Origin of the sequence: Bacillus sp. RO2 (genome assembly GCF_012911845.1) — a bacterium.
Taxonomy (GTDB): Bacteria; Bacillota; Bacilli; order Bacillales; family Bacillaceae_I; genus Sutcliffiella_A.
The window spans coordinates 19,363-42,146 of the sequence record NZ_JAAXCU010000041.1 but is presented as its reverse complement, the minus strand read 5'-3'; the positions used below and the strand labels follow the sequence as shown (position 1 = coordinate 42,146).

General features: G+C 41.8%; 20 protein-coding genes. 16 read left to right on the top strand and 4 right to left on the bottom strand.

Annotated features, from left to right (window positions below):
- The first annotated feature begins 150 nt into the window (after window positions 1-150).
- The 9 genes from HF078_RS10290 to HF078_RS10250 all read left to right on the top strand — a co-directional run bounded on the left by HF078_RS10290 (window position 151) and on the right by HF078_RS10250 (window position 11,130).
- Window positions 151-375, top strand: a complete 225-nt coding sequence (locus HF078_RS10290) for a hypothetical protein (RefSeq protein WP_169291067.1) — start codon at window positions 151-153, stop codon at window positions 373-375.
- A gap of 92 nt (window positions 376-467) precedes the next feature.
- Complete coding sequence (locus tag HF078_RS20790) at window positions 468-1,535, top strand: PLL family lectin (RefSeq protein ID WP_205831580.1); 1,068 nt, start codon at window positions 468-470, stop codon at window positions 1,533-1,535.
- 115 nt (window positions 1,536-1,650) lie between these two features.
- On the top strand, window positions 1,651-2,328 hold the full coding sequence (locus tag HF078_RS10280; RefSeq protein WP_169291066.1) for a GntR family transcriptional regulator: 678 nt from the start codon (window positions 1,651-1,653) through the stop codon (window positions 2,326-2,328).
- Between the two features lie 22 nt (window positions 2,329-2,350).
- Window positions 2,351-2,962, top strand: a complete 612-nt coding sequence (locus tag HF078_RS10275) for a sterol desaturase family protein (RefSeq protein WP_169291065.1) — start codon at window positions 2,351-2,353, stop codon at window positions 2,960-2,962.
- 234 nt (window positions 2,963-3,196) lie between these two features.
- Window positions 3,197-4,702 (top strand): glycine betaine uptake BCCT transporter, encoded by a 1,506-nt coding sequence (locus HF078_RS10270; protein WP_240951718.1) that lies wholly within the window; start codon window positions 3,197-3,199, stop codon window positions 4,700-4,702.
- Between the two features lie 379 nt (window positions 4,703-5,081).
- Window positions 5,082-7,958, top strand: coding sequence for a 2-oxoglutarate dehydrogenase E1 component (locus HF078_RS10265; protein ID WP_169291063.1), 2,877 nt, complete (start codon window positions 5,082-5,084; stop codon window positions 7,956-7,958).
- Complete coding sequence (odhB, locus tag HF078_RS10260; protein ID WP_169291062.1) at window positions 7,955-9,232, top strand: 2-oxoglutarate dehydrogenase complex dihydrolipoyllysine-residue succinyltransferase; 1,278 nt, start codon at window positions 7,955-7,957, stop codon at window positions 9,230-9,232. The genes HF078_RS10265 and odhB overlap by 4 nt, the downstream gene beginning before the upstream one ends.
- Before the next feature lie 173 nt (window positions 9,233-9,405).
- Window positions 9,406-10,032: a hypothetical protein gene (locus tag HF078_RS10255; RefSeq protein ID WP_169291061.1), complete on the top strand. Its 627-nt coding sequence runs from the start codon at window positions 9,406-9,408 to the stop codon at window positions 10,030-10,032.
- An 87-nt stretch (window positions 10,033-10,119) separates the two neighbouring features.
- Window positions 10,120-11,130 (top strand): Gfo/Idh/MocA family protein, encoded by a 1,011-nt coding sequence (locus HF078_RS10250; RefSeq protein WP_169291060.1) that lies wholly within the window; start codon window positions 10,120-10,122, stop codon window positions 11,128-11,130.
- A gap of 49 nt (window positions 11,131-11,179) precedes the next feature.
- Here HF078_RS10250 and HF078_RS10245 read toward each other — a convergent pair whose 3' ends face one another.
- The 3 genes from HF078_RS10245 to rpsN form a co-directional block, all read right to left on the bottom strand.
- Window positions 11,180-11,575 carry an SET domain-containing protein gene (locus tag HF078_RS10245; RefSeq protein WP_060664277.1) on the bottom strand — a complete coding sequence of 132 codons (396 nt, stop codon included), beginning with the start codon at window positions 11,573-11,575 and terminating at the stop codon, window positions 11,180-11,182.
- Window positions 11,576-11,706: 131 nt separating this feature from the next.
- Window positions 11,707-12,054 (bottom strand): hypothetical protein, encoded by a 348-nt coding sequence (locus HF078_RS10240; RefSeq protein ID WP_169291059.1) that lies wholly within the window; start codon window positions 12,052-12,054, stop codon window positions 11,707-11,709.
- A 69-nt stretch (window positions 12,055-12,123) separates the two neighbouring features.
- Window positions 12,124-12,393, bottom strand: a complete 270-nt coding sequence (gene rpsN / locus HF078_RS10235; protein ID WP_169291058.1) for a 30S ribosomal protein S14 — start codon at window positions 12,391-12,393, stop codon at window positions 12,124-12,126.
- Between the two features lie 401 nt (window positions 12,394-12,794).
- On the opposite strand from rpsN, the gene pssA reads away from it, so the two are divergent.
- The 3 genes from pssA to HF078_RS10220 all read left to right on the top strand — a co-directional run bounded on the left by pssA (window position 12,795) and on the right by HF078_RS10220 (window position 15,705).
- Window positions 12,795-13,508: a CDP-diacylglycerol--serine O-phosphatidyltransferase gene (gene pssA, locus HF078_RS10230; RefSeq protein WP_205831579.1), complete on the top strand. Its 714-nt coding sequence runs from the start codon at window positions 12,795-12,797 to the stop codon at window positions 13,506-13,508.
- 126 nt (window positions 13,509-13,634) lie between these two features.
- The gene (locus HF078_RS10225; RefSeq protein ID WP_169291057.1) at window positions 13,635-14,021 is read left to right on the top strand and encodes a MerR family transcriptional regulator; all 387 of its coding nucleotides are present in this window, start codon (window positions 13,635-13,637) and stop codon (window positions 14,019-14,021) included.
- Window positions 14,005-15,705, top strand: a complete 1,701-nt coding sequence (locus HF078_RS10220) for an acyl-CoA dehydrogenase family protein (RefSeq protein ID WP_169291056.1) — start codon at window positions 14,005-14,007, stop codon at window positions 15,703-15,705. Before HF078_RS10225 ends, HF078_RS10220 begins: the two co-directional genes overlap by 17 nt.
- A 41-nt stretch (window positions 15,706-15,746) precedes the next feature.
- Here HF078_RS10220 and HF078_RS10215 read toward each other — a convergent pair whose 3' ends face one another.
- Complete coding sequence (locus tag HF078_RS10215) at window positions 15,747-17,183, bottom strand: carbon starvation CstA family protein (protein ID WP_169291055.1); 1,437 nt, start codon at window positions 17,181-17,183, stop codon at window positions 15,747-15,749.
- Window positions 17,184-17,428: 245 nt separating this feature from the next.
- Here HF078_RS10215 and HF078_RS10210 point away from each other — a divergent pair, with 245 nt between their 5' ends.
- From HF078_RS10210 to HF078_RS10195, 4 genes are all read left to right on the top strand, one after another.
- The gene (locus tag HF078_RS10210; RefSeq protein ID WP_169291054.1) at window positions 17,429-19,150 is read left to right on the top strand and encodes a two-component system sensor histidine kinase NtrB; all 1,722 of its coding nucleotides are present in this window, start codon (window positions 17,429-17,431) and stop codon (window positions 19,148-19,150) included.
- Between the two features lie 18 nt (window positions 19,151-19,168).
- Window positions 19,169-19,399, top strand: a complete 231-nt coding sequence (locus HF078_RS10205; RefSeq protein WP_169291053.1) for an excisionase family DNA-binding protein — start codon at window positions 19,169-19,171, stop codon at window positions 19,397-19,399.
- Between the two features lie 422 nt (window positions 19,400-19,821).
- Complete coding sequence (locus HF078_RS10200) at window positions 19,822-21,219, top strand: aldehyde dehydrogenase (protein WP_169291052.1); 1,398 nt, start codon at window positions 19,822-19,824, stop codon at window positions 21,217-21,219.
- Between the two features lie 197 nt (window positions 21,220-21,416).
- On the top strand, window positions 21,417-22,625 hold the full coding sequence (locus tag HF078_RS10195) for an MFS transporter (protein WP_169291051.1): 1,209 nt from the start codon (window positions 21,417-21,419) through the stop codon (window positions 22,623-22,625).
- Window positions 22,626-22,784: the final 159 nt, after the last annotated feature.

Below are 22,784 nucleotides of genomic sequence, written 5' to 3'. Positions count from 1 at the left end.
TCTGACCCGCTGTGCGGTGAAGTGGTGAATAGGTAAAGAGATAAAGAGGGATCTGACCCTCGCTACCGGTTGTGGGAGTTATGCTTTTTGTTTCGGCGGCAAGGCTAGTTAAGATGGATATATTGTTTTTACAATGGATAAATGACTTTTATGATGGATATATTGTTTTTACAATGGATATCTCCCCTTTTACTTTGGATAAATCATTTATACAATGGATATAACCATCAATTGCTGGTTTTCGCTAGATTGCATCCTTCAATTTTCCAAAAGAACACCTTCTTTCTTGCAGGATTCGTCAATCGTTTAGGTCTTATTGGCAAGAAAGTGGATATCCGTAAGCTAAACAGGTTGATTGCTCAGCAGATCTTATAACATAAACAATCTATTATTATAGACCATGCACCTCCCCACACTCGTTCTGCATAAGTTATTAGGCAGAAGTCTAGTTAGGGGAGGTTTTTTATATGTTTTCACATCAGAATCCCGGTCAAAATCCTTATGCGTATCGGCAAACGCCAACTGATGAGCGGCTGATTTTTTTCTATCCTCGTCCAAGGCCATATTATCCTTATTATTATCCATATTATCCGGCGCCATATTATTACCCATATTACTACCCTCGCCCACGTCCATATCCGTACTATAGAGATGACGAAAATGAGATGCGGGCAAGTTGGCGAGAGTGGGAGGATCTTGGGTCGCCTTTGCTCGGTATGAAAGGGGCACCCGCTGTTTCATCGTGGTCTGCCAATCGTCTTGACACGTTCGTGCGTGGGGAAGACAATCGTTTATGGCAAAAGTTTTGGAACGGAAGGCGATGGAGTCGCTGGAATGACCTTGGCGCTCCTCGAGGCGGATTGAAAAGTTCTCCGGCAGCTGTATCTTGGGGACAGAACCGGATTGATACGTTTGCCCGCGGTGCCAGTGAAGGGATGTGGCACAAATGGTGGGATGGACAGCGTTGGAGTCAATGGGAGGATCTTGGTTCCCCCCGTGGCGGTTTTAAAGGAACGCCATCAGTAGCTTCTTGGTCAGTGAACCGCTTAGACTGCTTTGTACAAGGAATGGACAATAATATGTGGCACAAGTGGTGGGACGGATCTAGCTGGAGTCAGTGGGAGAATCTTGGCGCACCACGAGGCGGCTTAACGGGATCACCAGGTGCTGTGTCATGGGGGCCAAACCGCATCGATTGCTTTGTCAGAGGAATGAATGAGCGCATGTGGCATAAATGGTGGGACGGCAGTAGCTGGAGTCAATGGGAGAATCTCGGTACCCCAAGAGGCGGATTTGAAGGTGCACCAGCTGCGGCATCATGGTCACCAAATCGGATTGACGTTTTTGTAAAAGGTGATGATAACCGCATGTGGCAGAAATATTGGAATGGCCAGCGTTGGAGTGAGTGGGGCAACCTTGGCGCACCACGAGGTGGCGTACAATCCCATCCAGCTGCCGTATCATGGGGAATGGGCCGAATTGATACTTTTGTAAGAGGCAACAACAAGAAAATGTGGCACAAGTGGTATGCGTAATTAACAGAAAATTATTGAAATTAATACCAATAGAGGATAAACTGGTAATACCACTCGTAATTTTGGTATTACCAGTTTTATTTTATTTTTTATAGAAGGAGAGGCTCTCAGCAATATGCGAGTAAGTGATAAGGTCGAAAAGTTATTTATCCAAAAAATCCTACAAGGGGAATTTGTGCAGGGCACACAAATACCATCGGAACGAGAACTTGCAACCACAATGGAAGTAGGACGGCCAGTCATTCGTGAAGTATTGCAACGGCTTGAACGTGATGGATGGTTAACTATTCGCCATAACCAACGTGCTACCGTGAATGATTACTGGAAAGAGGGCAATCTCATGACAATCGCCCACATTTTAAATGAAGAGGACAGTATTCCGAACGAATTTATCATCCACCTCCTCGAGCTGAGAAAAAACCTTTCTCCTTCCTATGTAAAAGGAGCGGTCTTACATAAACCTATGGAGGTCATTTCTTTATTAAAAGAAAGCGAAAGCGTTGAGAATCATCCGGTTTCTTTTGCTGAGTACGACTGGCGTCTCCAAAGAGGGCTTGCAGCTGCTGGACAGAATCCTATCTATCTACTTACCCTTAATAGCTTCGGGCATCTTTATCTTAAACTTGCAACCTACTACTTCACAGACGCCTCCAACCGGGAAGCCTCAAAAAACTATTATATGAAGTTGATGAAAGCTGCTTTAGATAAAGACGGTGACAAAGCGGAACGGCTTGTGCACGACATGATGGAACAAAGCATTAAGATGTGGAAGGAACAAACCGCTGTAAAATAATATAAAACTAGGGGGAAGAGAGATGAAGGGGTACTACAGGGAGTTCTTTTTATTTCCAGACATCACTGTTTTAATGATGCTGATTGTTGCGAGTATGGGGTGGCTGGGTTGGAGTGGGTTGACGTGGGGAGCGTTAGCGGTGTTTGTGTCAGGAATGCTGACCTTCATGTTCAGTGAGTATCTTACACACCGTTTTGTATTCCATCTGAAGCCGCCAAAAAATCCATTTTTACTAAAACTGTTAAAACGTCTCCATTATGACCACCATACTCACCCGAATGATTTGCATTTATTATTTTTACCGCTTTGGTACAGCATGCCGAATCTGTCGGTGCTCGCTTTAATCTTCTATTTAATAGCTGGCAGCTGGGGATTGACGGTGGCGTTTACATGTGGATTGATGATGATGCTCTTTATTTATGAGTGGAAGCACTATGTTGCGCACCGTCCCATTAAACCGCGGACGAAATTTGGCAAATGGGTGAAGAAGACTCATATTCTGCATCACTTTAAAAATGAAAATTTTTGGTATGGGGTGTCTACGCCTTTTGTGGATGTGCTGTTTGGCACACTTAAAAACGAGAAAGAGGTGGAAACGAGCAAAACTGCCAAAGATTTGGAAAAGCGAGTGTGAAACACAAACAAGGGAGGATGGGTATTCCATAGAAAAGTTCGAAAATAGAAGCATTGTTTACCATTCGGTCGCAATCCTCCCCTTTTGAAAGATAAGTGGGCCTCGAAGGTATATACTGTCGAATATAATGGATTATCATTCCTCCTCCCTTTTTCCAATCTATCAGTATTGTGGTTTAATTAATAGGATTGTAGGGAAAAGATTAAAGATTATAAAAAAGGGATGTTGATGCTTATGGACAGGTCAGTTTTTAAAATTTCGGTGGGAATCGCCGCAGTGTTTGTATTAATAGGTGTTTTAATTCCAGATCAACTTGGTGATGCAATGGGAATTGCGCAAGCTTTTGTTTTGGAAACGTTTGGGTGGTTTTATCAGTTAGTTGCCACATTCTTCCTCTTATTTGCCGCATTCATGATCTTCAGTAAATATGGAAAAATAAAACTCGGAAAAAAAGATGATAAGCCTGAATATAATCGTCCGACATGGTTTGCGATGCTTTTTTCCGCAGGAATGGGAATAGGATTGCTCTTCTATGGCGTTTCAGAGCCGATTTCTCACTTTGCTGCACCGCCACTTGGTGAAGGAAGCACGGAACAGTCTGCAATCTTAGGTATGAGATATACGTGGTTGCATTGGGGACTTCATGCTTGGGCCATTTACGCAATCGTAGCGATGGCGCTTGCTTATCAAAAATTCAAAAATAATGCACCTGGATTAATGAGTGCAACACTTCGCCCTGTACTTGGTGAAAAGGTGAAAGGACCCATTGGTAAAACCATTGATGTTGTGGCTGTATTTGCTACATTGTTTGGCGTAGCTGCATCACTCGGACTAGGTTCGCAACAGATAAATGCCGGGCTGGAGTATTTAGTCGGCATTCCAAATAACTTTATGGTACAGTTCATCATTATGGCTGTTATTACCGTACTTTTCATCGTTTCAGCAACTACAGGTATTTCAAAGGGAATCAAGTACTTGAGCAATATTAATATGTCACTTGCGGTTGTGTTGTTTTTAGCCATGCTGATTCTTGGACCAACTCTTTTCTTATTAAATATGTTCACTACTACCTTAGGAAGCTACGTGCAAAATGTAGCATTGATGGGCTTGCGCCTATCACCTTTTGATGCCACAGAAGCTGCATGGACACAAGGCTGGACCGTATTTTACTGGGCTTGGTGGATTTCTTGGACACCATTTGTCGGTATGTTTATTGCACGTGTGTCCAAGGGAAGAACCATCAGGGAGTTTACAATCGCCGTTCTCCTCGTTCCAAGTCTGGTTTGTGCTCTTTGGTTTACTGTTTTTGGGGGAACAGGGATACATTTAGAATTTGTTCAAGGTCTGAATGTCTCTGATCAAAGTCTAGAAACGGCATTATTCTATGTTTTTGAACAACTGCCTTTTGGAGCGCTTTTATCGGTATTAACGGTAGCGTTAATTACCACATTCTTTGTCACTTCTGCTGATTCGGCAACCTTTGTCTTGGGAATGCAGACAACTGGCGGGAAACTTAACCCTCCAAACAAGATTAAAGTTGTTTGGGGAATTATTCTAGTGGCATCAACGCTAGTATTGATGGCCTCAGGAGGACTAGCTGGTTTACAGACCGCAATTATTGTTAGTGCCCTGCCTTTAACATTTATCGTTTTAGTTATGTGTTATGGGTTGTTAAAGGAGCTAAACAAAGAGTTGAAGCATGAAAAAGGTAGAGATAAGCAAGTAAAAAAAGTAAGTTAATAATTTTGAGGCCTGCCCTGGTTTTGGGTAGGCCTTTTGTGTATTTAGCCACTACAAAACACTACTAAAGCGATAATAGCCAAGGAATCCACACTCACCCACTATAATATTTTCATATTCACTCGAACCCCAAAGATATCTCTATTTATTTATAATATTCTGAAAAAACCTTTATTTCCAATATAAAAGAAAATTTGTCCAAAATATGAAAACGTTTTTATGGTAAATAGAAAGTTTTTTCTGTATAATTTAGGTGTGAGAGAAATAGGCAAGGGTATATGATTTATAGATGATCGAATTAAGTACCTGAGCCTTTATAATAATAACTATTTCAGAGGCATTTTAAAAACGTCACAGCCTAAGATGGGGGCATATAATAATGAGTAAGGTCGAAGTTGAACAAATTTGGGAGCGCTTTTATGGACCAAATATGGGTTATGTGTATGACATGTATGAAAAGTACCAACAAGATCCGGAATCAGTGGACGGATCTATTCGTGCGCTTTTTGAAGAACTGGGCCAACCGCCTGGAATGGATTCCATTTCCATTTCAAATGAAAATCCAGCTAGCGAGGCAAGCAACCCTCAAGCTGTACCTCAAATGGCAATCAAAAAAGTAATCTCTGCCAACAAGCTTCTACGTAATATTCGTGAGCTTGGGCACCTTGCTGCAAACATTAATCCCCTGCACAAGGAGCCACAAGATGATGTTGGTTTCCTTGATGTAGAGACATACGGATTAAGCAAACAGGACCTTGTGCAAATTCCAATTGATCTTGTATGGGAAGCTGCACCAGAGGCAATTTCTAATGCGTGGGAGGCATACGAGCACCTAAAGCGCATTTATACAGGAACAATTGCGTATGAATTCGGTCATATTCATGATGAGGAAGAGCAAACATGGCTGAACTCATATATTGAGAATACGAGAATTGAGCGACCGTTCACTAAAGAACAGCGAGTGGAACTTCTTGAAAGGTTGATATCGGTTGATGGCTTCGAAAAGTTTTTACATAAAACATTCGTTGGCCAGAAGCGTTTCTCGATCGAAGGGTTGGACATGCTTGTACCGATGTTTGACAAATTAATTCAGTCCGGCTGTGAGGATGGAACGAAAAATATCAGTATCGGGATGGCGCACCGTGGCCGTCTGAATGTACTTGCGCATGTTCTTGGCAAGCCGTACGAGCTGATTTTCTCTGAATTCCACCATTCACCAAACAAGGAGCTGGTTCCTTCTGAAGGTTCCCGCGGGATCAACTTTGGTTGGTCTGGTGATGTAAAGTACCATATGGGTGCAGACCGTCAAGTGACAGGTGAAAAGGAACAAGTAGTGCGCATCAATCTTGCTCACAACCCAAGTCACTTGGAATTTGTCAATCCTGTTGTTCAAGGGGTGGCACGTGCTTCCCAGGAAGACCGTTCAGAAAAAGGTTATCCAAAACAGAACAAACAATCTTCCTTCAGTGTTCTTGTACACGGAGATGCAGCGTTCCCTGGTGAAGGTGTCGTTGCAGAAACGTTAAACCTGACAAAGCTAAAGGGATACGCAACAGGTGGGACGATTCATATCATTGCAAACAACCTGCTTGGATTCACAACAAACTATGGTGATTCCCGTTCAACGAAGTATGCAAGTGACCTTGCAAAAGGATATGAGATCCCGGTTATCCACGTGAATGCTGACGATCCGGAAAGCTGTTTGGCTGTTATGGTGTTTGCTTATGAATACCGTAAGAAGTTTAAGAAAGATTTCGTGATAGATCTAATTGGTTACCGCCGTTTCGGACACAACGAAATGGATGATGCCAATGTGACACAACCACTTTTATATGAAAAAATCAACAACCATCCGGTAATTGCAGAAAAGTACGGAAAAGAGCTTGTGAACAGAGGCATTCTTTCTGAAGAAGAATTTACGGGCAAAAAAACGGAATTCATGCAGAAACTGCAAGATATTTTCGATAAGCTGCGTAAAGAAGACGAAGGCAATGTGAAAATTAAGCAGGTGCCAAAACCGATCAGTGATCAGGTTCCTGAGCTGGAAACGGCAGTGCCCGAAGACTTGTTGAAATCCATCAACAGTAATCTGGTGAAGTTCCCGGATACTTTTACTGTCTACCCGAAACTTGGCCGTATTTTGAAAAAGCGTGAAAGCCTACTTGCTAATGACAACAAAGTGGATTGGTCCTTAGGGGAGACACTTGCGTTTGCATCCATTCTTGCTGACGGCACGCCAATTCGCTTAACAGGTCAGGACAGTGAGCGCGGAACGTTCTCACACCGCCACCTTGTGTTGCATGATAATAAAACGGGCGAGCGTTTCATTCCGTTGCATGAATTACCGGAAGCAAAAGCTTCTCTTTCCCTATACAACAGTCCTTTATCGGAGACGGCAGTTCTTGGTTTTGATTATGGATATAGCGTACAATCGCCAGAATCCCTTGTTATTTGGGAAGCACAGTTTGGGGATTTCGTAAACGTAGCACAGGTAATCATTGACCAGTTCATCGCATCCGGAAGAGCGAAGTGGGGCCAAAAGTCAAGCCTAGTTATGCTTCTGCCACATGGTTACGAAGGACAAGGTCCAGAGCACTCCAGCGGCCGCGTGGAACGATTCTTGAATTCTGCTGCAGAAAATAACTGGATTGTTGCAAACGTGACAAGCGCAGCGCAATACTTCCATCTTTTAAGAAGACAGGCTAAGCTGACAACAAAAGAAGATGCAAGACCACTTATCGTTATGACACCAAAGAGCTTATTGCGTAACGCTATGACTGTTTCCGATGTGTCTGAGTTGACAGAGGGTAGCTTTAAGTTGTTGGTCGAAGAAAAGCGTACAGGTCAAAACAAAGATAAAGTAAAACGATTGGCATTATGTACAGGTAAAGTGGCAATTGACCTAGCTTCTAAAGTGGATGAGATGAGTAGTGAGGAAGTAGATTCCTTACACATTGCCCGTGTTGAGCAACTATACCCATTCCCTCATAAGGAAGTGGAAGAGCTTGCTGCACAATTCCCTAACCTAGAAGAAATCGTTTGGGTTCAGGAAGAACCGAAGAACATGGGAGCTTGGCCTGTTGTTAAAGCAAATCTTCATGAAATTGCAACAGACGGCATCGCAGTGGACTACATCGGGCGTCCGAAACGCTCAAGTCCTGCAACAGGTGAGCCGCATATTCATAAACAAGAACAAGCATGGATCGTGGAAGATACAGTGAACGTACACAAAGGGCATGGAGGGGAAAACAAATGATTGAAATTAAAGTGCCAGAACTAGCAGAATCAATTACAGAAGGTACGATTGCAGAATGGACAGTAAAAACAGGTGACGCGATTGAAAAGGGAGAAACAATTGCAGAGCTTGAAACAGATAAGGTAAACGTAGAAATTAAAAGCGATTTCAGCGGGGTAATCCAAGAGCTTTTAGCTGAACCAGGTGACAATGTTGTTGTTGGACAAGTTATAGCAAAGCTTGGAGAAGAAGGCGCAAGCGCTGCTTCTGATGCTGCGACTAAAGAAGAAACACCTAAAGCGGAAGAGGCTCCTAAAGCAGAGCCTGCTAAAGAGGCGGCACCAGCTCCAGTTTCGGAAGAGAAAAAAGTAAGCAAATCCAGAACGGTAGCTTCTCCTGCAGCGCGCAAAAAAGCAAGAGAACTTGGCATCGATCTTGATGAAGTTTCCTTCCGCGATCCAATGGGACGCGTTCGTGTGGAAGATGTGGAAGCACACAGCCAAGCTAAGAATGCACCAAAGGCCGAAGCTCCATCCAAACCGGCAGCTGCACCATCTAAACCAGCTGCGGCAGCCCCGGTTCAAGACGACGCACGCGTAGAGCGCATCAAAATGAGCAGAAGACGTCAAACAATCGCGAAGCGCCTAGTAGAAGCTCAGCACACAGCAGCAATGTTAACGACATTCAACGAGGTTGATATGACAGCAGTAATGGACGTCCGTAACCGTCGTAAAGATGCTTTCTTCAAAAAGAATGGCGTCAAACTCGGCTTCATGTCTTTCTTTACAAAGGCAGTTATCGGCGCGCTTAAATCTTTCCCATTGTTAAATGCGGAAATCCAAGGCGACGAAATTCTTTTAAAGAAATTCTATGATATTGGTGTAGCTGTATCAACAGAAGAAGGACTAGTAGTACCTGTTGTACGTGACGCTGACAAACTAAGCTTCGCCGGTATTGAAAAAGAAATCGGTGACCTTGGTAAAAAGGCTCGTGACAACTCCTTAGGATTAAAAGATCTTCAAGGTGGTACGTTCACCATTACTAACGGTGGAATCTTCGGTTCTCTTTATTCCACTCCTATCCTAAACACACCACAGGTTGGTATTCTTGGAATGCACACCATCCAACGCCGTCCTGTCGTTGTGGATGACAATGATACAGTGGAAGTAAGACCGATGATGTATATCGCTCTTTCTTACGATCACCGTATTGTCGATGGAAAAGATGCTGTACAGTTCTTAGTACGCGTAAAACAATTGCTAGAAGATCCGGAAGACTTGTTGTTGGAAGGTTGATAGTTTGGAGAGGGCCTATCACTATGATAGGTCCTCTTTTGTGTGTGTTCCTGAAAATGGAATTAAAATTTGCGGAGAATATTGTCGGAATACTAGCAATTCTGCGAAAACATACAGTATAATCATCCATATACACAAAAAAGAGATTCAGTCACACAAGGGGGAAACATACTATGAAGAAAGTTCTATCCTTATTTTTAATAGGGCTACTAGTTGTGGTGCTTGCGGCATGCACATCAGATGATAAGAAAGCAAATGAAGAAGGGTTTGCAGAAGAAACTGAGGAAAGAGAAGATGAAGAGAGTTTAATTCCAGTTGGTGAAACTGCTGAAACAGAGGGTGGAAGCTTTACGTACCACGCGAGAAACAACCGACTAAAACCAATTGAAACAGACTCTTTCAACATTAATGTGGACAAAGTATCTGTTATGAGTGGCAAGCTTGCTGGAGGATTCAAAGATTATATGGGTCAAGAAGAAATTCAATATATTCAATTCGATTTGGAAGTTGAAAATAAAACGTCCAATTCTCTTAATTTTGAAGCTTATCAAGCTAGCATCGTGACAAATACAGGAGAAGAAGTTGCTGCACCTGATTCCAGGCTGACAACCAAGAGTGAAGATACTGCTGAATTGAATGAAAAATTCGCTGGCGGCGAAAAGAAACAAGGAGCTATATTCTTCCTCTTAGAAGAAACAAAAGCAGAAGATGTAGAGTGGGTGCAGATCAATATGAAAGCACCTGTGGATGAGAACAACGAAAAAATCGGGGAAGATATTCAAATAAAAGTAAAGCTATAAGTATGTCTGGTTGTATATAAGGCAGGGGCGACTCTGTCTTTTTTTGAATGTACTTAATTAACAGTCGTAAAAAAGGAGGCACCACTTATGATCAGAACTGCCCTACTTAGTAAATGGCATGTACATGCACAAGAATACGCAGAGGAAGCGATTCAGAACGAACACATTACCCTGACACACGTCTGGGATGAGGAAAAAGAAAGAGGACAAGCATGGGCAGAGGAGCTGAACCTTGCCTTTGAAGAAGAACTAGAGAAGATATTCACAAATCCGGATATTGATGCGGTCATTGTTGCCTCTCCCACCAACATGCACACGGAAATCATCACAAAAGCCGCTCAGCACGGTAAGCATGTTTTTACGGAAAAAGTGCTCGCAGAAACCGAAACAGACGCAAGGTCAATCCTGGAAGAGATAGAGCAGCACGGGGTCAAATTGATGATTTCCCTTCCGAGACTAACAGCAAACTATTATCTCTACGCTCAAAAAGTAGTGGACGAAGGATTACTGGGAAAACTGACTACCATTAGGTGCCGAGTTGCCCATAATGGATCCGTTCCGACAAAGCTGAATCCTAATGGTTGGCTGCCACAGCACTTTTACGATAAGGAACTCTGCGGTGGTGGTGCCTTCATCGATCTTGGCGCCCATCCAATTTATTTGACAAACCGACTAGGCGGACAAGCAAAAGCAGTAACAGCACGATTTAATCAAACGTTTGATTATGAGGTAGATGATAATGCTGTTGCCATTGTGGAGTATGAATCTGGTGCACTTGGGATCTTAGAAACAGGGTTTGTTTCTTCAGGTAGTCCATTCCAATTGGAGGTTTATGGAACAGAGGGAACCTTAATGATAGAAGACGATATCATTCGAATCAAAAGTGTGAAGCTTGAAGAAGGCTGGCATACACCATCTGAAGGTGAACTGCCTGAGTCCGCTCCATCTGCTATGATGCAATGGGTCACGGAGATCTTATCAGGTAAAAAGCCCGACATCAGCCACCAAGACGCATACTTACTCACCTTGATAAATGATGCAGCACGTCGTTCCAATGAAGATGGCTGTAGAATAGACTTGAAAAGAAGTTATGAATAACAATTAAACAAATAAAAATGGTGTCCCTAATAGTTGGGACACCATTTTCTTATTCTTCTTTCTCGTTTTCATCCATATTAAACCAAAGTGGATCCATCTCATCCACATCACCGTTATAGTTAATGAGGATCTCTTCTCCGGCTTTAATGTCCTTATAGGCAAAAAAGTCAAAGACATGTTCATCAAAGTTAATTTCATACCTTGCATTTGGTTCATAGGAATGGTTGAAGAGCATTCCGTAGCCGAGCAAGATGGCTGAGTGGTTAATGCCATATTCAAACGCGTAGTCCGCTAGTAATGTCTTTTCGATATGTTCATGCTGTTCATTTGGATAGGATATTACCGGTGCGGAATGAAACAGAGTACCTTCTTTGATATCTTCCGTTGCAAATACACCTCTATTGAATTCCCCATCACTGACTGGAGAGCTTTTTACTTCGATCATGGTCATCACCTTCACGTTTCCGAAAAATTTCCTGACCTATTAAGGGTGCCACTTTCTGCAACGGAATGCAACTGGTTAGTTTAAACAAATGAAAAAAGCTCTCTCACATTGCCTTTGTGAGAAAGCTTTTGTTACATTCCAATAAAAAAATATTGTTTATTGGAATGTTCCATTGCAGAAACTTGTTTTGTGTAATCAACCCAGAATACTTGCTGCATTCTCTTATCTGCTTCAGCCTTTATAGCCTGCTCAATCTCTAGCATAAGACTTCGTGCAGTTTCCACAGGCATGTGAAAATGCTCTGCTGCCTGCACATATGGATGGCGTTTCACAAGTAAATCAAAATATTGGTCAGGGGTTTCTGCTTGATCTTCATAGGCATATTCCACGTCCTGAATATAATGGTAGAAAAGTTGCTTTTCAGGGGGAAGCTCCGCCACACTGCATTTTATAAGGTATCTATACAAGCTTTCCTTCATCTAAAACACCTCACCATCTGTAAATGGTTTCTCATAGTATATGCATGAAAAGCGTTGGAAGATGCTAACTTACCAACTTGCCTTCTTCACGCCAGGAACCTGCCCCTTGTGTGCAAACTCACGGAATGCAATACGTGACATCTTGAATTTGCGAATATAGCCTCGTGGTCTGCCAGTTACCTCACAACGATTTTTTAAACGCGTTGGGGAAGAGTCCCGTGGCAATTTACGAAGACCTTCAATATCACCTTTTGCTTTCAGTTCTCTGCGCATCTCTGCATATTGCTCAACTAGCTGCTGACGCTTCCTTTCTTTTGCTACTTTAGATTTCTTCGCCATAATGTATCTCTCCTTTTGTGAAAATAGTAATCGTTACGATTTATTAAAACATAAATCATTTTAGAGTTCAAATGAAAAGTAATCCTTATGTATTTTTAATTTAGTTTGGACCATAACGAATGTTTGGAAGACGTGGTCGATATTTTGTTGAGATTAGATTTGATGCACCTAGAAAAAGCGCCTTCTGTTTTAAAAGAGTAAATTTTAACAAATGGATTAATCATCACCAGTAACAAGCGAACACTTCCACAAAATAATTTTTACTCGTCCACATTTGGAATGGTATAATTAAAGAAAGGTGAGCCTAAGCATGTTCCTTTGTTTAGGTTTTTTTATTTTCTATAGGGGTATTGCCCTTTACATATGACTTTGACTTATCGACTACGGAGTGATGATTATTTATGCGAATGCGGACACGTCTTATAAAAAGCATACCCAACATGTTCACACTGGGGAATTTATTTTGTGGTTTCTTATCGATCGGCTTTGCCGCAAGTGGAGAATATAGTAACGCTGCTATCTTGATCCTTATTGGAATGATGCTTGATAGTATGGACGGTCGCCTGGCGAGGATGTTAAATGCGGATGGAGAACTTGGGAAAGAACTAGATTCCTTGGCGGACGTCGTTACATTTGGTGTGGCACCTTCCTTTTTAGTGTATTACACTTACTTTTATCAGTTTGGCATGCTAGGCATGGCCATTGCAGGTTTATTTCCACTGTTTGGTGCATACAGATTGGCTCGTTTTAATATAAGTACAAGTAAATCTTCCGGAAAATACTTCACGGGAGTTCCGATCACAGCAGCTGGAGGTATCCTGGCGCTGTTAACTCTTTTCGGAGATTTTATACCACAGATTGTAACAACCGTTATTTTTACAGCGTTTTGTTTCTTGATGGTTAGTAAAATAAAGATTCCGAGTTTTAAGGATGTCCCATTACCGAAGTATGGAACGATTGTTACATTGTTTTTAGGAGCGTCTTTATTTATCGTTTATAAAGGAACTTACGCACAATACCCTTATTTAATTTATATTGCCATTCCGTTATATTTTGCTTATCTTGCATACAGATTTGTACGTGTGCGGGGAAAGAATAGACGAGAGACGGATTGAGTTTGAATGGACTTACCTTTTTAAGAAAGGTAGGTTTTTTTTTGTTTCAAAAAACTGTTGAACTTTACGTTAACGTCAATGGTAAACTGAAAATATCTAAATTTTCAGTAAAGGGAAGTCGTCATCATGTATACAATTTCGCAACTGGCCAAAGAATTTCACATTTCCACGAGAACGGTCCGCTATTATGAGGAGCTCGGGCTACTCGATCCTTCCCGAACTGAAGGAAACCAACGAGTTTTTTCTAAAAGGGAGTATGCCCGCTTAAAGCTGATTACGAGAGGCAAGCGGTATGGTTTTCAGCTTGATGAGATTAAAGAGATGGTTACATTGTTTGATAAAGATCGAACAGGTACAAAACAACTTCAAAAAACCATTGAATACGGGACAAAGAAAGTAGCGGAAATCGACGAAAGAATACGAGAGCTCAACGAATTGAAGGATGAAATGAATGAACTTCTCACAGATTTTCAAAAAAGGTTAGGAGGAGAAACGCATGACTATGACACGTAATTTTTTTACAGAGGATAATCATTTGCAACAAGTTCTTAAAAAACACTTGGAGCCGACATTTTACGAGTGGGCAAAGAAAGAGCTTACAGAGTTTGGGGAGAGTTGTGCGAATGAGATAGAAGAGCGTGCAGTCCACACAGATAGGGAAGGGCAACCAAGGCTCATAAAATACAATAGGATGGGCGATGACGTTTCAGAAGTGTGGGTAAATGAAGGGTATAAAAAAACGGTACAGGAAACCTACAATAGAGGGATTGTTGGATATGTGCATAAGGAAATCCCGGAGTTAGGCCAAAGAGGAGACTACTTATACTCATACGCTCAGGGCTATCTGCTTTCCCAGACAGAACCTGGATTCTATTGTCCGGTAACGTTGACCATGGCTACTGCCTACCTACTTGAGCATTATGCCGATGAACACATAAAGAATAAATTCCTGCCGCATGTCATTTCAACTGGAGAAGTGGAACTTTTCGAAGGAGCGACATTCTTGACGGAAAGACAAGGGGGATCCGATGTCGGGGCGAATGAGACGCAGGCGGTGCCAAGCTCAAATAAGTATCTTTTGACTGGTGAAAAATATTTTGCATCAAATGCCGGGCAGTGTGGTGTAGCGATGGTGTTAGCAAGAATACCGGGAGCACCAAAAGGAACGAAGGGACTCAGTCTATTTGCCGTTCCTTGGAGAAAGGAAGATGGCAGCGGCAAGCTGAACGGTATTGAAATTCGCCGTTTAAAGGATAAACTCGGTGTCAGGGCAGTTCCTTCTGCAGAAGTTCTCTTTAACGGTGCCGAAGGGTATCTAGTTGGAGAACCGAGCAAGGGCATCCATTATATGATGGAAGCCTTGAACTTGTCGCGTGTCTGTAATGCGATTGCATCTCTTGGAATCATGCAGAGAGCATATACGGAAGCACGCAATTATGCAAAAAGCCGTGTCACATTTGGTGATCAGTTGATCAATTTTCCTATGATCCGAGAATCATTGGTCGACATGGCGGTAAAGCAAGAGGTGGAGACGAGTGCTTGTTTTGAGCTTGTGTCACTTTTTGATCGGGTTATGCGGGATGGTGGGGCAAAAGTATCCGAAGAAGAGATTGCATTGAATCGACTCTTGATTGCATTGTTGAAAAAAGAAACCGCAGAACAGGCCGTCCACTTTTCCCATGAAGCAATTGAAATGCATGGGGGTAATGGTTTTATTGAGGATTTTGTTACACCGAGGTTGCTTCGGGATGCACAGGTGTTAACTGTATGGGAAGGAACCGCGAATATTCTTGGGATGGAAGTGCTCAGATTAATGGGGCGTTTTAAAGTAGAACGTATTTTCATAGAGTCTATGAGAGAGAGACTGGCGTCACTTCAAATCGACAATACGATGAAGGAACCGGTGGAAGAGGCACTTGTGAAACTTCAGGATCTATGCAATTTTTCTAGCAGTAGTGCGCCAGAGATTCAAACCGTCTATTCGAAAAAGATTGCTAGCCTGATGGTGAAGATTTTTGAAAGTGTGGTAGCTTTGGACGGCGCTAATTCTGGTGATGCTCGTGAACTAGCAAAGGCAGAACTGTTCCTTCAAATAACTTGGAAAGAGTCAGATTTGTGGTTTGATCGTGAAAATAAAAAACTTCGATACTTCAATTTAATCGTAAACTGGGAGAAGAGCTCGGTTGGAGTGGAATAGAGGAAAAAACAGGCAGCCGAGAGAGGCTGCCTGTTCTAGTATTATGCTACACGCTTTTCTACAGTGCTAGACTTCATGTTACGATGTTTCCAAATTTGACTTACAAACCATCCAAGTATCACGAAAGTCAAAGCAGAACCTATTAGTAACGAAGTGTTATAATCCATTCCAAATCCTTCTGGTGCATAGAAAATATACGTGCAGACCACTCCTGACATGAATAGTGCCGGAACGCTTGCAATCCAGTGGAATTTATTTTCTTTTACAAGATACATAGCCGCTGTCCAAAGCATCACAGTGGCAACAAGCTGGTTTGTCCATCCCACATATCTCCAAAGGAAGGTATAGTCTATCGTAGCAAGGTAAAGGGCAGGTACAGCAAGCAACAAGGTTACTAGTAAAACTTTTACCTTTCCTTCCATATTGAAAAACTTCGCGAATACTTCTGTTAAAATCATTCTGGAAGAACGTAGTGCTGTATCACCTGTTGTAATGGGAAGGATGATAACGCCAAGGATGGCAAGAATCCCACCTAGTGTTCCTAGTAAAGAAATAGAGATTTCATTTACCACATAAGATGGTCCCCCAAGGGCAAGTGCTTCTTGCAGGCCACCTGTGCCATTGAAGAATGTCATCCCCGCTGCTGCCCATACTAGTGCAATCACACCCTCTGTAATCATCGCGCCGTAAAAAATCTTACGACCATGTGATTCCTTCTTCATCGTGCAAGCAACGATGGGACTTTGTGTACAGTGAAAACCAGAAATCGCTCCGCAAGAGATGGTGACCATCAATAACGGCCAAATTGGCAGTTCCTGAGGATGCAAGTTTGCAAACGTCAGGTTTGGAATCTGTTTATCAGTAAATAACAGTGCAGCGGCGATGGCTACTGCCATGAAAAGCAAAATGGCACCAAGTAATGGATATATTTTACCGATTACTCGATTGACCGGTAATAGAGTAGCCAATAAAAAATACCCGAAGATTAACAGCAAGGCCATCATGAAGCTAAGTGGTGTTAATTGTGCGATTAGTTGTGCGGGTCCTGCAGTAAAAGCCGCCGCCACAAGTACCATTAATACTAGGGAAACTACATAAATACAAGACTTCACTACATTACCTAGATATTTTCCAACAATGGTCGGATATTGTGCCCCGTTATGACGCAGGGATAACATACCGGAAAAGTAATCATGAACCGCACCGGCAAAGATGCTTCCTACCACAATCCAAATGAAAGCAACCGGACCATATAATGCCCCAAGGATGGCACCATAGATAGGACCCAATCCAGCAATATTTAAGAGCTGAATTAAATTCCCCTTCCACCAAGGCATAGGAACAAAGTCAAAATCGTCCCTCTTCGTATAGGCAGGAGTAGGGGTTTGATCATTAATAACGAAAACACGTTCTACGAATTTAGAATAAAAAACATAACCTAAAACTAGTAATAGTAGTGCGCCAAAAAATGTGATCATGTTGTTCTCCTCCTGTTGAGTAAAAATTACAATTTCAAACATTTTAACACGTTTAAGCATAAAAACAACAGATTGTTCTGAAAAATTTAAACTTTTTGTAAAATAAACTGTTTGCATGCCGGATAGGATTTGATGAGAGGGGAAATAGTTTAAATATTCGCCAAAAATTGCTTTGGTCATTGATATGGAATACAATGAAAGCTGATTAATTTACTAGACAACTCAGAGATTCGAGTGTGATATCGATGGAAACTTACTATCAAAGACATAAATTGATAATAAACTTACTTGTCGTATTCCTATTAGGCTTTGGCCTTTTTATCGTACATCTGCAAACTCCGGTTCCCTTTTTTACAACGAAGCCAACCCTATTTGTTTTACTGGTAGTTTCACTTGTGCTTTTAAATATTAATACCGTTCCTCTTCCGCCAAAAGGAAATTCACTCAGTATGGACTCAGCCATTTTTCTAGCGATTTTGTTTGTATTCGGTTTGAATCTGTCCTTGTGGACCTTGCTTGCCAGTGGAGTAGTATATGGTTTATTAAAAAGGGATATAGCCTGGTGGAAGCATCTTGTGAACTTCGCCATGTATTCTCTAATGATTACAGGAGCACATTATATCTTTTTATGGACAGGTGGGGCGATCGGATTTTTACAAGCTTCCAACATGTTGTCTTATTTGACCACCTTAATTAGTTATTTCTTTATTAATATAGTAATTATTGGCGTTTTCTTTTACTCTATGAATCATCCCCAGTTAATCCAGGAATTGAAAAGCACACTGCAGAAATCTGTTTCCAATTATGCTATATCATTGGCTTCTGCGCTCTTATTAGCATTGTTGTTTGAGTCAGATGCCGTGCTGGGGTTGATTATTTTTACTGTGATTATTTTATTGGTATCGAAAGGGTTCAAGGAATACTTTTACCTTAATGAAGAAATAAACAAGGATCGTTCTTATCGGCAACAAATTCTCAATTCCTTGCCTGTTGGGATTATTACAGCGGATGATAAGCAATCCAACTTTTCATTGAACACTTCAGCTTCCTGCTTATTGGACCTGAACGCTCAAGAAATCAGAGAGGTCCTTATGATGAAGGAACCCCCATTGTTCAATTCATCTTTTTGGGAAATCATGCTTTCCAAGAGAATTTGTCAAAATGTCAAAGTAGGCTATTCAAGAAGCGGGGAAGACCTGCACTTGCTTGTATCACAGTCCGTATTGCATGACGAGGAAAATAACATTATCGGAAGAATTTTTTATTTTATTGATATAACAGAAACGGAAGAACTGGAGAAAAGGATGAATCAATCGGAAAAACTTGCTGCCTTGGGGGAGCTTGCTGCAGGAGCGGCACACGAAATTCGGAACCCATTGGCAGTGTTGCATGGCTTCTTCTCTTTGATGAAACAATCTTTTACGAAAGAAGAGCTTGAAAAGTACCAGGTGCCTTTACTAATAAAAGAGTTTGACAGAATCAACGCGATTATCGAAGACATGTTGCTCATGGCGAGACCCGGAGCACCGAGATTACAAGAAACTACGTTCAAGTCGATCTTTGATCAGATACCTTCATACCGTGATATAAATGAAAATGAACTTGAGTTGAAGGTGATGCTTGACGATACGAAAGTAATGGTTGATCTGAAGCAGATGAAACAGGTTATCTACAACCTTTATCGAAATAGCAGAGAGTCAATTAAAGGAAAAGGTGTCATAACCATTACCTCTCAGAAAGTAAACGGAAAGTATCTTCTATTTTTCAAGGATAATGGGACAGGTATCAAAGAAGAAATGAAGAAATCCCTTTTTCACCCGTTTCATACTTCCAAAGAAACCGGCACTGGGCTTGGGCTGACGATTGTTCAGCGTATTATTGAAAACCATGAAGGGAGTATCGAGGTGTATGAGACATCGTTTAGAGGGACGACTTTCCTAATAACGTTACCTTTATCCCCTTATTAAAAAAGAAGGAGTGTCAGCATGTACCTATCCGTTAAAGAGACTGCCGAATATTTATCCTGTTCAGAGTCGTATGTGAAAACCCTCATACAAGAAAAGAAGATTCGGGCATTGTATGATGGGGCCGATTATATGATCAACAAAGAACAATTTACCACCCATATGAGACAGATGGAAAAATATAAAGAATTGATTGAGGAAGTAAGAAGCGAACCGATTCCTGAGGATGTTGATATCAAGGATGAGGATTGAGGAAAAGGCACCTGGTTAGGGTGCTTTTTTTATAGAAAAATTTATAAAACTTTGATTTCCGTTCCAGGCGCTTCGCTTGCCTGCGGGCGGTCCGTGAGCCTCCTCACTTCGTTGCGGGGTCTCACCTGTCCCTTCCTCCCGCGGGCGTCTCCGCGCCTTCCACTCCAATCAATAGGGTGACTTCATTTATCTTAAGGGTAAGGAAAGCTATCTAAGCGAATTGGTGATTAACAAAACAACTAAAGTCTTTTAGCTTTGAAAGACCGGATGATTTTAGTCCAATTTTTCTCTTACTTGACTACTATTTATTGAATGTTTAAACTTTTAAACATAATAACAGGCAAAAACTTGTCTATTTCATTCTATTTGTAAGACAATAGAAATAACATAATTTGAATATGCGAAAACAGGAGGAATCTTGTATGACGACAGCAACAACTAACATAAACGAGACGGTTGAAACATTACTTGCCAATCATAGGAGTTATTTTGAAAAAGGGGAAACGAAGGATATTGAGTTTCGGTTGAAGCAGCTGGCAACGTTAAAGAAGGCGGTTCAGAAATATGAAGCGGAATTAATGAATGCTTTAAAAAAGGATTTAGGGAAATCAATATTCGAAGCATATGGTTCTGAAGTGGGGTATATTCTCGACAGTATTGGCTTTTTTATGAAGAATTTAAAAAGTTGGGCAAAAGTGAAAAAAGTCAAAACACCGCTAGTTCATACCGGTTCCAAAAGCTTAATATACTCTCAGCCATATGGGACAGTATTGATTGTAGGGCCCTTCAATTACCCGGTTCAATTAGTATTAGAGCCTCTAATTGGAGCAATTTCAGCTGGAAACTGCGCTGTGATCAAGCCTTCAGAATTCACGCCGACGGTATCTAGTGTGCTTTCAAAAATGATAGGAGAGTTTTTTAATAAAGAGTATATCAGTGTGGTGGAGGGAGCGAAAGAAGAAACAGCCGCCCTTATACATGCGCCATTTGATTATATCTTTTTCACAGGAAGCGTAGAGGTTGGCAAAATCGTGATGCAGGCTGCGGCCAAACGACTTGTCCCGGTAACCCTCGAGCTTGGAGGCAAAAGCCCATGTATCGTCCATAAAGACGCCAATATTGAGGTGGCGGCGCAACGGATTGCGTGGGGGAAATTTATGAATGCTGGCCAAACATGTGTAGCACCTGACTATATCCTTGTCCATAAGGATGTACGAGAGAAACTTGTTAAGGCATTGAAAAAAACGATACATGATTTCTATGGAGAAAACCCACAACAAAGTAAGGACTACGGACGTGTGGTGAATGAACGTCAATTTGACAGGCTAGCTTCTTTAATCGATAAGGAGAAAGTGGTCGTTGGCGGAGGTATAGATCGGGAAGAGCTTTATATGGAACCGACTGTGATGGATGGTGTTTCGTGGGAAGATAAGGTGATGAAGGGGGAGATATTTGGCCCTATTTTACCTGTTCTAGAATACAAAGACCTGAACGACGCCATGAGACAGATTAATAACTATCCAAAGCCCCTGGCATTGTATGTGTTTACTGAAAATAGTGAAGTAGAGGAACAGGTTATTGAAGGTACTTCTTTTGGAGGAGGTTGTGTGAACGATACGGTCACGCATTTGACCAATCCGTACTTGCCCTTTGGTGGAGTGGGTACATCAGGCATTGGTTCCTATCATGGAAAAGATAGCTTTGATACTTTTTCCCATAAGAAAAGTGTGATGAAAAAAAGCACGAAAATCAATTTAAGCTTTCTCTATCCTCCTTATTCTGATAAAAGCATCAAAATACTAAAGAAATTTATGAAATAGAATAGCTTGGAATCACAGGAATCAGGAAGTTCTTTACATTTCTTTTAAAAGTCTTCTGTGTTAATATTTAGATAGACGAAATATATAGCAGACGCAGCCTTTCTTTGGAAAATGAATCTTCGTACATGGAGATTCATTTTCCTATTTATTAGCAATTGTTACGCAGGCGCGTCTTTTTATAATGGGAGAGTGTAAGAATGGTACCGATTCAGAAAAAAGAAGTGTTATGGACGAAATCGTTTATCATGTTGATGGTAGGAAATTTGTTTGTGTTCATGTCTTTTCAGATGCTGATACCTACGCTGCCTCCTTATGTAAAATCGTTGGGAGCAACGGGCTTTGAAATTGGATTGGTCACAGCCTTATTTTCCATTGGTGCCGTCTTGAGCAGACCATTTATCGGTTATATGCTGGAGTACCGGGCACGAAAACCGCTTGTGATGATTGGTGCAGTTGCGTTGCTTGCTGTGACGATTATCTATCCGTTATCTCAGATAGTGGTGGTATTTCTATTATTCCGTTTGATCCATGGTCTGGCATGGGGATGGTCCACAACCGTGAATGGAACGGCAGCGGTAGATGTTATTCCGCGTTCCCGTTTAGGTGAAGGGATGGGATACTACGGACTATCGATTACGATTGGGATGATTATCGCCCCTAGTTTAGGAATCTATCTTTATCAGGTAACAGAGTTTTCTAACTTGATTATGGTAAGTGCAGTTCTTGGTTTGATTGCGCTTGTACTGTTAGGGGTTGTTCATTACCAGACACCTCCTTCTGTGGAAAAGGCGAATAAGGAGGACCTCAAGTTTTCCTATTTCGGTTCGCTTGTGGAAAAGAGTAGCTGGTATCCCGCATTTGTTACATTAATTGCGACGTTTGGCTATGGCTCGATTGTCACGTTCATCGTTATATTTGGGGAAGAACGTGGCATTGATCAGATTTTTCTTTTCTATCTTGTTAATGCAATCATGGCTTCATTATCTCGTCCGGTAGCAGGTAAATGGTTTGATAATCATGGACCCCGCGGCTTGGTGCTATTGTGTATGTTCCTATCGTTTGTTGGAATGTGGGTACTTTCCTTTGCGCACTCCAATTTGTTTATTGTGATCGCTGGTGCGTTGTTTGGGGTAGGTTTCGGATCTTTGATTCCAACTTTGCAATCATGGACATTATCCATGACACCTGAAAACCGTCGCGGAGTGGCAAACGGCATGTTCTTCTCTTCCATCGACCTGGGAATTGGATTAAGCGGGATTATCTTTGGCCTTCTTGCCCAATTCGTCCAAACCGCCGCACTCTTCCAAATCTCCAGCACCTTCATGCTCCTCGCCATGCTCTTCGCATGGATCGAAGGAAAACGAAGAAAACGAACACTGCTTGAAGAGATGAGGGAAGGGGCTTAAAGAAAAGGGGTCAAAAAAAGGGGTCTGACCCGCTGTGCTTTGAAGTGTTAGAGAGATAAAGAGGGGTCTAACCCGCTGTGCTTTAAAGTGTTAGTGGGGTAAAAAGGGGTCTGACCCTCACACTGTTAAAGCATTAAAGCAAAAAAGCGTAACCGCCTT